The organism is Paenibacillus agaridevorans, assembly GCF_018604145.1.
Classification (GTDB): domain Bacteria; phylum Bacillota; class Bacilli; order Paenibacillales; family Paenibacillaceae; genus Pristimantibacillus; species Pristimantibacillus agaridevorans.
This window is the reverse complement of record NZ_CP075889.1, coordinates 299,227-312,688: the sequence shown is the minus strand read 5'-3', so window position 1 is coordinate 312,688 and position 13,462 is coordinate 299,227. Positions and strand designations below refer to the sequence as shown.

Here is a 13,462-nt window from a genome sequence, read left to right as displayed (position 1 = left end):
CGATTCCACCTCTATTACTTGCTTGCCAGGAAGTCGTCGAATTGCTTCTGCTTCTCGGCTATGACCTTGTCGATGCCGGCGTCCTTGAGCGCTTGACGATATTCCTTTAATCCTTGCTCCGGTTCGACGGAACCCGTCTCTACGGCTTTCTGGAACTGGCGGATAACGTTCGCAAGGGCGCCTACTTCGGATTTGACCGGCTCGCTGTCGAAGACGAAGCCGAGCGCGGGCGAGGAGATCGCTCCTTCGTTGAACGCTTTGAATTGCTCCCACTTGTCGGGGGCCTCGGTATCCCATACGTAGTTGAGGAATTGGCTGCCGAACATCCATGCGGAGCCCGGGGCATAATCGGCCGTTTTACCGGTTGGCGAAATGATTTCGCCGTTCTTCGTATAATGGACGCCTTCGATGCCAAAGTTCAGAAGGTTATTGATTTCTTTGTCCGTATGCAGCAGGTTGATCAACATCATGGCCCGCTCCGGGTTCGTCGATGTCGAGGAAATGCCTAACATGGAGCCTGCCGTCTCGGAAGTCGCGACCGTCTTTGATGTCATGATGATTTGCGCCGTTTTGCCCGGAATACCTGCAGCGCTGGCAATTTCCGCATCCTTGCCCGGTTTCATCGGCTCTATCGTGGAAAATACTTTGCCCGCGTTCCACGCATCCTGTGGCGCTACCTGGGTCGTGGCCGCATCTGCGTTAATGTAACCTTTCACGTAAAAGTCGCGCGCCAGCTTCAAATAATCCTGATAACGGGCGGAGTCCTCGACAGGCGCTACAGTCGTGCCGTTTTCGTCCTTAAGCAGGGCCCCCGGAATAGTCGAGTCTCCCAGAAAATCGTAGTTTCCGAAGTAGTGGGCGTTGAAGACCGCGCCGTTCGTGTATAAAGGCACAAGGTCGGGACGTTTCTCCTTTACGACCGCGTATACCGCGTCAAGGTCCTTAGGCTCCTTCACCGCGCTCATGTCTATGCCAAGTTCGTCGGCCACGTCCTTGCGGTAGACGATTCCTCCTGCGGAAGCCAGCTCCTTATTGGTGGGGACGCCGTAGTTTTTGCCGTTGATTTTGGCTCCTTCCAGGAAAGCGGGATCCAGCGTTTCCTTGATCCCTTGGCCATATTGATCGATGAGATCATTAAGCGGAATGAACGCGCCTTTGGAAACGTTGTTCGCGTGACCGTTCCATTGCGCGGTGAAATAGATGTCGATGACGTCGCGGCCCGCGATCATCAGATTGACTTTGTCGTCCCATGCGCCCCAGTCGATCGGCATGAGGTCGATTGTGGCGTTGATCTTTGCCGTCAGCAGCTTGTTCAGCGCTTCCTCCACGACGGCTTCGTCCGTCTGAGGCGTACCCGGGTAGACCAGCGTCAATTTGTGCGGCTTCAGCTCGTCCGGCGCCTCGGTTGCTTCCCCGCCGGTCGCCGCGCTCTGCTCCGGTTTATTCGTCGCCGCCGTCTCCTTGCCGCTGCCGCTATTGCCCGAGCATGCCGATACGATCAATGCCGTTATCATGGAGAGCAAGAGCAGCGATACCCATTTTCCTCGACTTTTCTTTGTCATGGTTAAGACCTCCCGAATGGAATAATGAATTTATGCTTAACTAGCGTCAGCTAGCTCAAGCCAATGCTATAAGACATAACTGCGGGATTATCCCTTGACCGCGCCGACCGTCAGCCCTTTCACAAAGTACTTTTGGAAGAAAGGGTAAGCGAAAATAATAGGGCCGACGCCGATGATGACCATGGCCATCCGCACCGTTTCGCTCGGAAACCGGAACGTCCCGCCCGCCGCTTGAATCGCCGCGGCCGCTGTACTGTTGTTCGCAAGGAATTGAATGTTCAGCATCGTTTTATACATCAGATATTGCACGGTAATATTGGCATCCTTCGTAATGAACACCAGGCTGAGAAACCAGTCGTTCCAATACGTCAACGTCTGGAACAAGGCCACGGTGGCCAGCACGGGCAGCGATAACGGCAGGACGATTCTCATAAAGATGGTTAGCTCGCCAGCGCCGTCGATCTTGGCCGATTCCAGCACCGCCGACGGGATGGTTGTGATAAAGAAGGTTCGCATGATCAGGACGAAAAAGGCCGAGATGACAAGGGGCAAAATAAGCGCCATAATGTTGTCTTTCAGCTCCAGCATTTGCACGTAGACAAGGTACCACGGAACAAGACCGCCGCCGAACAACATAGTGAAAAAAACGAAGAAGGTAAAGGGCTTCGCATGCGGAAAGTCGCTCCGGGAGATGGGGTATGCGTACAGGGCCATAATGATTAAGCTTGATAACGTGCCGAAGACCGTCACGAAGATGGAGATGCCGTATGAGCGAATTATTTGCCTGGCATCCTTGAACAGGAACTCATAGGCGCCCATGTCGAACTTCGACGGGAAGAATTGGTATCCTTCGCGAACAACGGTCGACTCATCGCTGATGGATACCATAATGATCAGAATGACCGGGATGATGCAAAACAGGGAATAAAGAATGAAGAAGAGATGGATGCCCGCCGAAGCCGGCAACGATAACTTGTTTTGGGGATTGGATGCGCTTGGCGCTTTCTCCGCTACTATTGACTCCATGCCGACCACCTCCTAAAATAACGCGTTATCCTTATTGATTCTCCGGACGATCCAGTTGGACAGAAACACGAGCGTGAAGCCGACGACCGATTGCAGCAGCCCCGCTGCCGAGGACAGTCCGATATCGCCAACGGTCAGGAATGTTCGATAGACATAGGTATCGATGACGTTCGTCACCGGGAACAATACGCCGGATTCTCTTGGCACCTGGAAGAAGAGACCGAAGTCGGCGTTAAAGATTCGGCCGATCTGAAGCAGCGTCATGATGACGATGACCGGCGTAATAAGCGGAATGGTGATTCGCGTCATTTGCTTCCACTTGCTGGCTCCGTCGATGGTAGCGGCTTCGTAATATTCCTCATCTATGCCGATGATCGCCGCCATGTAGATAACTGTGTAATAGCCGACCCACTTCCACGTGTTGACCAGTGGCAATACGTACGGCCACACCTCCTTGGTGAAATACCACTTCACCTCGTCCAATCCCAGCATCGGCAGCAGCGTCGTATTCAGAAATCCATGTTCGTCGCTCATAAAGGCAAACGCCAGATAACTGACGACGACCATCGACAGGAAGTAAGGCAGGAACATGATGGTTTGATGCAGCTTCGCCAGAAAGCGGCTTCTCATCTCGTTAAGCATCAGGGCGAACGCGAGCGGCACGATCAGATTCAGCACGATGAAGCTTCCATTATAGAGCAGCGTGTTTCTCGTAATGATCCAGGCATCCTTCGTTTTGAACAAATATTCGAAGTTCCGCAAGCCCGTCCAAGGGCTTCCAAGAATGCCGTCGGTGTAATTGATGTTTTTGAACGCGATCAGAATGCCGAACATCGGAATATAGTTATTGACGACCAATATGGCGATTCCGGGCAGCATCATCAGATAGAACATCCAGTATTTGCGGAAGACGCTCCTCTGAAATTTGCCGCGAAGAATGTCCATCGCCTTCCCTCCTCCTGTTTCTTGCTTGCTACTACTTTAGTGTAAATAAAAAAAACGCCGGCATCTGTCGGCGTAATGACCGCATTGTCGGCGCTGTGACTATTAGATGTTTTGAAACTTTTTTCGGTACTCCTGAGGAGTAAGTCCCGTGACGCGTTTGTAGGCCTGGGAGAAATGCGAGAAGTTGGAATATCCGACCGATACGGCGATATCGCTGATCCGGTTGTTCGTATTCGCCAGCTCCGTCTTCGCCTTGGCCATTCTGAGCTCCACCAGATAGTCGGTTAACGTCAGTCCCGTTTCCTTGCGGAACAGCCGGGAGAGATAAGCAGGATTCAGATAAACAAGCTCAGCGGCCTGTTCACGGCTAAAATCCTCGTGGAGATGCTCCTTCATATGTTGCTGGACCTTCTCCACGGCGCTGGATACCGCCTTGCCATTCTTCGACGAATAGTCAGCCGTCATCATGCAGATCCGGTGGGTCCAAGCCCGCAGCTTGGACAACGACTTCAGCGCGGCCGCGCCGTCCTCCCACTCGTTCGCCGGGTATACGTCGGATGCCTGCAACGTTCTCTCGTTTAACCAGCCGAACAGCATATGCATAAAGCCAAAATAATACGAAGCAAGCTCCGTATAGTTCGCCCTGCGCTCCAGCAGCCGGTCGAAACATTCGTCCACTCGGTACGCAAGCTCCGTTCGTTTGCCAAGCGAAAGCAAGGAACTCCAATCCGCAAACGGGAATTCATACGCGGTGTGATTGCTTTTGCTTTTGCCCGGTTCGGCATGGAGCCATACGGTGCCGCCTTGGCTGACATTGTTTTTTTCCTGCTCCAGCAGCCTCTGCGCTTCCGCCCTCGCTTCCTGCAGCAAGACCGGCGAGCCGGCGTAACAAGACAGCTGACAATGCAGCAGCGTGCGGCATTGCTGGATCAGATGCAGACAACGCGACTCCAGCCCGGATTCTTCTTCGGGATGAGGGTGGTAGTCGATGACGTAGAGCATGCCGTTCGGTTCCTGCACGACGGTCCCGGCACGCCCCTCGAGCAGCAGCTCCTCGGCTGCCTTCTTGACCGCATAAGTCATAATCGCTTCGTCTCTCGCCGACCATTCCTCTCGCCATTGCTCGATGCTGACGACGATCATACGGATGAGACTGTCTCCTTGCAGCGGGATGTCGTAGGTCCCCAAAATCGGCTCCAGCCTGCTTGGATGGGCCGGTACGCGATCATGCAGATAATCCTGCCAGAACCGCTCGACCATGGCGGGCCGCTGCTGTCTCCACTGCTCGGATACCGTCGCGAACGTATCCTTGATCTCGACGAGCTGGCGCTGCTCCTTTACCTTCATCGCGGCGGCCGCGATACATTGTTTTAATTGGGCATGGTCAATCGGCTTGAGCAAATAATCGAAGCAGTCGAGATGCACCGCTTGCTGAGCATAAACAAAATCCGCATGGCCTGTCAGGAACAACGTCACGGTATCCGGCTTATTCCCATTTACCCATCGAAGCAATTCAATGCCGTTGTCGCCGGGCATATCGATGTCCGATAACAAGATATCGATCCGATGCTCCTGCATCATCTCTTTGGCTTCTTCCGCGTCATATGCGACAAAGAGCTCCGCAATTTCCGTATCGCTCCAGTCGATTCCATGGCGGATCCCGCGAATCGCTATATCCTCGTCATCCACGACCAACAAATTATACATCGTTTAAGCTCCTCCCCCTTGCAACGGAATGCTGATCGTGACCACGGCGCCGCCGTCGGCGCTATTGCCGAATTCGATTGAACAGCGGTCTCCGTACAGAATCGACAATCGGTCGATAACATTCATAATGCCAAGTCCCCCGGAATCGCCTTGAGGCACATACCGTTTCTGCCGGAGCTGATCTAACACCGCCTCATCGTACCCCGTACCGTTATCGGCAACCGTCAGCGTCAATGCGGGTTGGCCCTCTCTCTCGCCTATTGCCGCGGTAATCGAAATTTGGAAGGTTTTCCGCCTGTTCTTGAAGCCATGTATGATCGCATTCTCTACGAAAGGCTGCAGCGTAAGCGCCGGAATCGGCAGTTTGGTTACTTCTTCATCCGCTTTAATGGCGCAGGCCAGCTTATCGGGAAATCGGATCTGCTGAATCGTAATATAGTTGCCGATATGCGACAGCTCCTCCCGGATCGTAATGGTGTCCGAGTTGCTACGCATAATAAATCGGAAGTAGTCGGCCAGGTGAAGCGACATCTTTTTTACGGATTCCGTATCGTTAAGAGCGGCCAGGTTATAAATAATATTTAAGCTGTTCATATAAAAATGCGGGTTTATCTGGCTTTGAAGCTGCCGCAGCTCCCCCTGTTTGACGCGAAGCTGCTCCTCGTACACGTCGATCTTAAGCGTCTTGATCTGCTCCGCCATCTTGTTAAAGGTTTCGCCCAGAAACTCGAATTCGATCGTCTTGCCCCGCTTGAGACGGACATCCAGCATGCCCAACGAGATTTTCCGCATACCGAAGATCAGCTCCTGAAGCGGCTTAAACAACATTTTGCGGATGAAGATCAAATACAGGGACAAAATCAGAACCAGGCCAATCGGAGCGAATAACGCGACATTGCGGAAAAAGCTCAGTTCCTTCAGCAGCGCCTGCTCGGGAACAATCACTTGATAAGCGACGGGAACAACCCGGCTGGGCCGGTTCATGACGAGATAGGACTTTCCGTTATCGCTACTGCTCAGCGTCTGATAGGAAACATTCGTAATCCGTGTAGCCCCGGCATCTACAGGAGGTTCATTTTCCGTAAGCCGTTTTTTGAGACGATCCTCTTCCCGCAGCCAGATCCCCGTATCGCCGATGACACCGTCGCTCCATTGGGTGAGGAGACTTTCGTTAATGTCCTTCAACCGAATCAGCGCTCCGACATGAAGTCCGGCATTGACCTCAATGCTATTCAGCAGGAAAAATCCCCCCGGCATTCTCTGATCGAACCGAACCTCCCATCTCCGGCTCACGTCGTCCGTTATGGATGCCGAACTGGCTGTGCGCTCGCCCATATGCGTCTGTATAATATCCTTCATATTATTGTATTCGCTGTTCGTGCCCATAATAATGTCCTGTTCGTGATACAAGAACACGCTGTCAATGACATTATAGATGTCGACGTCCCGCTTCAGCTTGGTATCGATCCGAATCTTCGTAAGCGTATACATATCGTCGTTTGTCGGGAACGACATTAACATGCCGACATCCACGTCCAGAATGGACATCTTAAGAAGGTAGTTCGTAATTTCATCCAAATTGTCGTCCGTCTGCCCGACGAAGATATCCAGCGTATTGCTGTACGTCTCCGTTACCTTGTCGCGAACGATATCTCTGGAATAGAAGTGATTAATCATCATGAACAAAAGGGTAGGCAGCATGACCGCCAAAAAACCCGCAATCAAAATGGTTCGAATCGAATAAACGAATTTCAAGGCGGCTTCCCCCTCACGATAACTAACCATTCTACAAATCTTGCCAATAATCCTCTTTGTCCGGAGGGTTGCTTCAGATCTCGCAAACACAAAAAAGCAGCCATCTTCAGTAGAAAATGGACTGCTCTTTTCCTATGGCAAACTTACCTTTGCATTCACCGTTCACTCTTTATGTGAGCAAATATCAAACGAGCGGTACAATGCAGGCAGCGCCTCGCGCAACGCCGCTTCGTTCTCATGGGGATCGCCGCGTTCGTACAACCAGCGCTGCGGCAGGCTGCCCCGTTCCTTCCCGTGCAGCTTTACTTCATAAGCCCCGTTGTCATACACAATAGCCGTACATGGCACAAGCTCCCCCGGCAGCACCGTATCCCCCTGCTTGCATAACGCCCGGGGCAGTAGACGGAAGCTGCCGTCTGCACGGCGTACAAGGGCACGTCCAGATACCTCGGCCCAGATCGCCGTTTCCCATACATTATGGCTCATGCCGTCCAGCTCCGCTAGTTGCTCCGCTCTTGCTTCCTCTTCCACGGCTCGTAGAAAGTCCATCCGGCTCTCGTGCAGGAAAGCAAACGCGAGATACCGCCGCAGACGCGGGTGCATATCCCGTACGAAGGAAAGATTAGGCAGCAGCCAAAACGAATTGTGTCGACCATACGCAAACGGTCCATCTCCAGTGGCGCAGGGGTACAGCGCGACGGGCAGCCGGCTGTCCAACAGGCATCTGATCGCATTCGGGTCCAGCAGCACGTTCCATTCCAGAAAGCCGGGGTCAGAGGAGCCGGCGGACAGATGCACCCGACGCACCTTCTCCAGCATCAGGTCCGGCTCGCGATTGTAAGCAGCCGCAATTGTGCGGGCGGAGCCGAAGGACAGAACCTCCACCTGCCCTGCCGCTCGGCGCAGCGTCTCCAGCATCAGACAGATGCCTCTTTGTCCGTAAGCCGGCGTATCCTCCATCGTATCGTCCGGTCCCTTCATCGGCACGAACGGTCCCGGCGCGAAGGGCACCTTGCGGTTGTAAATATAATTGAGCTGCGACATCGGCACGATACCAGGGTCGCGGCCCAGGCCGCGCATGTCGCGAAACATCGGATTGTTGTCGTTCGCATAGGGCGATCGGAATTTTTCGGTCACATCCAGTATGACGGCCAACAGGTCAATTTCCGGCAGAGAATAAGCGGTCAGAATGTCAAAGTTGTCGCCGGGATCTTGCGCCGGATGATACATGTCGGTTACGACGATAACAGATGTTTTCTCTTGCATCAATATGCCTCCTAGTGTCGCAATTCAATCCAGTTCCAGCACCGCAACCTGTCCGGGAGCCACCGCGAACGATGGCAGCAAGCGATCCGATCCCGACACCTGCAACGTATAATCGGTCTCCGACACGATGTCTCGGGCGTTGGCCGAGGCCGCACCCGGCCAGCGCAGCGATACGCTCAAGGAAACATCGCTGCGGTGATTCACCAGTACGATGCCCGGCTTGCCGTCAGCTTGACGGAATGGCAAATATTCCAGCCCTTCCGCTCCGCCGACGACCACCTCCGCGCTGTTGAGCTGCGCCGTAAAAGCTCCGATCATGCGGGCGGACGAAGGCAGCATAGTCGCCGCCGGGAACGTGTTGCTGTTCAGGTCGTAATCGGTCAGCGACAGGAACACCTTACCGCTGCCGTATATATTTCTGACGGCGACGGGATCGCCGCCTGCAGCCTTCGCGATAACGGCAGCCGAGGGTGCGGTCACCGACATGGATGCATACGCGTAGCTCTGTCCTTGCGGCAGCGTATCTGTCGTCACGACCGAAGATAGCTCGCTCACAAGCGTCGTAGTGGCCGAAGCGTTGCTCGTCTGCGCCGTATTGTAGCTGCCTCCCCAAAAATCAGTCTCCTGGCCATACGCCGTGAACTGACTGGCGTTGGCGTACAGCCATCCCCCGCCCTCGACATAGTCCTTAAGTTTGTCGAACAGCCCTTGATCTCCCAGGAATCTGCCCATCAGCACTACGCCGTCGTATTGGGCCAGCTTCTCCGGCGCAATATCAGATGCCACCACATCGACCGGACCGTATGGCGTGGAGGTAAACACACCCGGATATTTGAAAAGCCCGCCGCTATTCTCGGAGCCGGGGTACAGCAGCTTCATCGTCTCGCGCTGCGACTCCTCCGGCCGTTCGGCAGGCAACAGGCCCCAGCGCTGGCCGATCGGATTGCCTTTATCGTAAGGAGGATACATCCAGCTTGGCCAGCCCTGCCACAGCGTGGACGGCGTATAGCCGTTGTTCAGGTCGGTCATGATGGCGACCCGCTTCACCGGGCTGCCGGCCCTGTGGTTGTCGGCATACGCATGAAACGCCTTGACCTCCTGCGCCCACAGTGACGGCTGCCAATCGCCGTCTCTGCCTTTGTCGGTGAATACTGTAATACCGTCCTGCGGCACCAGCATCCGTGAGCCCGAATAGTAGGCAAGGAACAGCGAACGCCTCATCTCGTTAACGCTATAGCCGGTATTCATGTTCCCGATGCCCCACTGATTCTGATACTGGATCATTTGCGGATCTTCGGTCGGCACCTTATGGTCGAACCACAGCGACAGCCATGTGCCGAACGGCTTGTCGAACTGATACGAGGCCCCTCGCAGATAAGCAAGCTGTACGCCTCCGCTGACCATATGCTCCTGCAACTGGCCGATTACCCAGTCGGCTCCGGCCCGATACGTCGCATGCTGGTACGTCAGCGCGCTGTTGACCAGCGCCTCGGTGCCCCAACTCTGATAACGATCGGCATATAGGCCGATCTCCGCTTCATACTTCGCTCGGCCTGCAGCATCCGTGGCGAAGTTGTACAGGTCGCCCATGTCTTCGCGCGTCTCCTGCCGCAGCGCTCCTTGTACCATGGAGATGTCCATCTCCTCAGCATGCAGCCCCAGAAAGTAATTTCCTCCAATGGATTGCAGCACTCCGACCTCTTCCTCGGTAAAAATATCCGGTGTCGTGTCCTGCACCCAGCCTTCCGTCACCTTCGCAGGGCGCGCAATGTCTCCAAGCCCTCTCCGCTGGCTGACCATAAAACCGGTGCCGCCTGCCTGCAACTGCGACGCGGACACCAAAATATCAATTTTCGAATTGCCTTGCCAGCCGTTGGTAGCCAAATAGCCTCGCTTCGGCAGCCATACAAAGTTGCCGATACCGTTATTCAGCGTCTCCTTCGTCTCCTTGATCGTGCCCGTATCGGGCCCGATCAGCACCTCGTCCGGCTCCGACGTATCCGAAGCCGAGCGGCCGGCCAGCAAATACACCGCCTGAATTTCCGGCGAGCGCGTGCGGGTACCGCCTGTCAATCTGATTACCACTTTTTTCGCTGCACCGTCAGCGACCGCTCCCATATCAAGCAGCCAGCCTTCCGTTTGAACTAGCACGTTCTGCCCGGCGTCCAGCGCTTGGATTTGCAGCGTCGATCCTTCCGGCACGACGGCTTGCACCGCCACCGCCGCCAGCCGTTGTCCAGCAGGATACGACGGTACATCAAGCGTCAGCCTGCCGGTATCCGCATAAGCCTTGCGCCCGATCCGGACGTAATCCACATTTGCCATGGACGTGCCTGCCGCGATCCGGTACATATGATGCGAATCTGTCTCGTTATTGCCCCTCGGAATATTGTAGAAACTGAATACCTGCTGTACCGATGCAGGAGCGGAACCCGAATTCAGACTGACGGTATGGGGTACATCGTCCAGATAAACGGTCATTTCTCCGCCGCCCGGTTCCTTGAGCGCATAAACCTCTAAACTGTCTCCGATGAAAGTTCCGCGCAGCTCTCCACCGGGCGAAATCCGCGCCGCCTTGCCGTTATGGTAAGCGCCGCCCGTCACTTCCGTCCAGCCGCTGCCGCCGAGAGCCCCGAGACCGGGGCCAATGACTGAGCCGTCGATCACTTCGATGTAGTCAAGCCATACATCCCATGATTTCCAGAAGGAGTTGTGTTTCACATATCCCGTCTCGTCGTTCAGGGAGGTCAGCTTCAGCGTATGGTTGCCCGGGGACAGGCCGGTGACGGACAGCAGCTCGTCGTAAGCAGTGAACATCAGATCGTTGTTGCCGTCAATGACGCCCTCAATGGCTCCATTGTCGATGCTGTAGCCGATCTGTCCTACCCATGAAAACTTCATGCCGTAGATCCGGATGCCCGTCCCGTTGAAGCCCAGCGTCAAAGTAGAGTCCTCGGACGGCTTGCTGCGCAGGTGCAAGGTGCGGTTCATCGCTGCCCATTCGTAGGTACGGACATCCCATGCGCCTGTCAAGGCTGAAGAACCGTACAACTCCTCGGCCTGAATGGCCTCGAGCGGCGTCTCCGCTTCACGGATCGTATAAGACAACGCGCCGTCATCGTCGAGCCGTAATGTTTCCTTGTAGAAATCCCGCGCCGGTCGCGGCTCGAAATCCTCACGGTATATGACCAGTCCGTCATGCACGACAACCAAATCGTCAATGACAGCGGTTCCCGGCCCGTCCACAAAGAAATGGAGCCGGTAATCGTCGGAGGCGCCTAGCGTGAAGGTCGATTCATGATCGTAAATCAGTCCGCTTGGGGCGGTGGCCGTCGTCGCTCCCCTGTCGCCCGCCGTACCGCATGCTCCATCGCATGCCTCGAACAAAACATCGACGCCAGCGCCGATTACCTTGTATTTAAACCGAACCGTGTAACTCTCACCCGCCTGTAAAACAAACCTTGATGAGTCGGTGCGTGCGATCTCCACCGGTCCGGCTGCCTTCCCTTCGGCGGCCAACGACCGGCTGCCATAGATGGCCAGCCCCGCCTCTCCCGTCACTCGGCCGCCCTCGTCCGCAGTTTCCGGCTGCTCCAGATAAGTTCCGCTGTAATCCCCTGTCCATAAGCGCTCGAAATCCTCATGGGAGATCAGCTTGCCATCCTTGTAGAGCTTGATGGAATCGATCGAAATTTCGCCGCCATTACGGATTCCCCAGACCAGTCGGTAATCGTTGTAATTGCCCAGCTTGAACTTATGCTCGACGTGGTACGTGTAACCCGGCGCGCCCTCCAGCTTAAGGGTGCCATCGTTGTCGGGCATGCCGTCGCGATCCTCGTCCAGCGGCGTCCAGCCCGCTGATCCCGTCGGCGAATAAGCAAAGAAGTAAAAATACTTTTCATTCGCCGGCTTCGACGTCAGAGGGGATGGACGAATAATACGGTAATCGAATTCGATAAAATATTCGCCCTGCTCAGCGAGCGGAAGCTCAGACGGAACGGAGTGCAGCACCTCGTTCCACTCTACGCCCGTCGTTGTTTTGGCAGTTACAGAATAGCTCCCGTTTAAAACCTTGCTTTTGTTGGCGGTGATGAAACCGCCGTCGCCCCAGGGAGACTGATAGGGCGTATCGTCGAAATCACGCGCCTTGAGCGGCTCGAAGCCTTCTTTGTAGACTAGCTTGCCTGCGACGCCTCCTTTATACACCTCAATATTGTCCACGGATACCGCACCGCCGCCCCGAATACCCCAGATCAGGCGGTAATCATCATGAGGACCGAGTTGGAACTGCTTCGTTACCGTGTAAGTTTGCGCGGCCGCGTCGTCCTCCCATGTTTGCCAACTGGAGGCGGAAGCGGGCTCGCCGCCCGTATCGCTTTTGGCGAAAAAATATAAATAATCGCCCAGCGGCTGCAGAGCCCGATACTGAAAGCGAACCGTATAAGTTTGCGAAGCTTCCAGCGTGAGCTGAACGGGATCGGAATGCAAAAACTCCACCCACTCGGCTCCCTGATCCGAAACGCTCCGCAACGCGTACAGCCCGTCGATAACCTGCTCCGGTAGATCCGTCACAACGCCATGTCCCGGCCAGGACGGGGCGTATAGATAGGTCTGGTACAAAGGAGCCTCCGGTTCGAACGATTCCTTGTCGACGGACACGCCGCCTCTCTTTACTGCGATATCATCGATGGAAACGGCTCCGCCGCCACGGAGTCCAAAGACGAGGTGGTAGTCCGTACGGGAGCTTGTCGTCAGATCGATCGTAGCGCTATACTCATGAACCTCCCCCGGCTCCCCCTCCAGCTCGGCCCAGCCCAACGATTCCGCATTGCCGCCTGAAGGCGTGTATGCAAAAAAATACGCGTAATTCTGCGGAGTCTCAGCGATTCTGTATTTAAATGTAACCAAATAGCTGTTCCCTGGCAGCAGAGGGAGCTTGCCAGAGTCGGAGTGCAGAAACTCCCGCCAGTCCGGCGACGAGGATTTGGCGTACAGCGAATAGTGGTCTGCGATCACCTTGTCCGGTTCGCTAGTAATAAGGCTGTCCACATTGGGCGGGCTCGTCAGCGCGTACGCGGTGTCTCCAATCTCTTCGGCCGCTTGCGCGGCGGGCAAGCTCGAGCCCGGCAGAATGGGAAAAAGAAGCAAAAGGGCTAATACAAGCAGCAATCCCGTTTTCAAACGACGGTTCATCAGGGCAG

7 protein-coding genes are annotated in these 13,462 nt (G+C 55.0%); all 7 read right to left on the bottom strand.

Translation table 11 applies throughout. From position 1 onward, the window contains the following. Nucleotides 1-14 precede the first annotated feature (14 nt). Nucleotides 15-1,562: an ABC transporter substrate-binding protein gene (locus tag KJW29_RS01190; RefSeq protein WP_214628446.1), complete on the bottom strand. Its 1,548-nt coding sequence runs from the start codon at nt 1,560-1,562 to the stop codon at nt 15-17. An 87-nt stretch (nt 1,563-1,649) separates the two neighbouring features. Continuing rightward, nucleotides 1,650-2,588, bottom strand: a complete 939-nt coding sequence (locus KJW29_RS01185; RefSeq protein ID WP_108995539.1) for a carbohydrate ABC transporter permease — start codon at nt 2,586-2,588, stop codon at nt 1,650-1,652. Between the two features lie 12 nt (nt 2,589-2,600). Continuing rightward, complete coding sequence (locus KJW29_RS01180; RefSeq protein WP_214628445.1) at nt 2,601-3,533, bottom strand: ABC transporter permease; 933 nt, start codon at nt 3,531-3,533, stop codon at nt 2,601-2,603. A 102-nt stretch (nt 3,534-3,635) separates the two neighbouring features. Further along, nucleotides 3,636-5,240, bottom strand: a complete 1,605-nt coding sequence (locus KJW29_RS01175; protein WP_214628444.1) for a helix-turn-helix domain-containing protein — start codon at nt 5,238-5,240, stop codon at nt 3,636-3,638. Between the two features lie 3 nt (nt 5,241-5,243). Continuing rightward, a complete protein-coding gene (locus KJW29_RS01170; protein ID WP_214628443.1) occupies nt 5,244-6,995 on the bottom strand; it encodes a sensor histidine kinase in 1,752 nt (583 codons plus the stop codon). Nucleotides 6,996-7,157: 162 nt separating this feature from the next. Next, nucleotides 7,158-8,261 (bottom strand): hypothetical protein, encoded by a 1,104-nt coding sequence (locus tag KJW29_RS01165; RefSeq protein ID WP_214628442.1) that lies wholly within the window; start codon nt 8,259-8,261, stop codon nt 7,158-7,160. 24 nt (nt 8,262-8,285) lie between these two features. Further along, a complete protein-coding gene (locus KJW29_RS01160; RefSeq protein WP_214628441.1) occupies nt 8,286-13,454 on the bottom strand; it encodes a hypothetical protein in 5,169 nt (1,722 codons plus the stop codon). Between the last annotated feature and the right edge of the window lie 8 nt (nt 13,455-13,462).

Excerpts from the sequence above, each read along its gene's own strand:
- KJW29_RS01175 (WP_214628444.1), bottom strand. The coding sequence starts at position 5,240 with ATGTATAATTTGTTGGTCGTGGATGACGAGGATATAGCGATTCGCGGG.
- KJW29_RS01165 (WP_214628442.1), bottom strand. The coding sequence starts at position 8,261 with ATGCAAGAGAAAACATCTGTTATCGTCGTAACCGACATGTATCATCCG.
- KJW29_RS01190 (WP_214628446.1), bottom strand. The coding sequence starts at position 1,562 with ATGACAAAGAAAAGTCGAGGAAAATGGGTATCGCTGCTCTTGCTCTCC.
- KJW29_RS01180 (WP_214628445.1), bottom strand. The coding sequence starts at position 3,533 with ATGGACATTCTTCGCGGCAAATTTCAGAGGAGCGTCTTCCGCAAATAC.
- KJW29_RS01185 (WP_108995539.1), bottom strand. The coding sequence starts at position 2,588 with ATGGAGTCAATAGTAGCGGAGAAAGCGCCAAGCGCATCCAATCCCCAA.
- KJW29_RS01160 (WP_214628441.1), bottom strand. The coding sequence starts at position 13,454 with ATGAACCGTCGTTTGAAAACGGGATTGCTGCTTGTATTAGCCCTTTTG.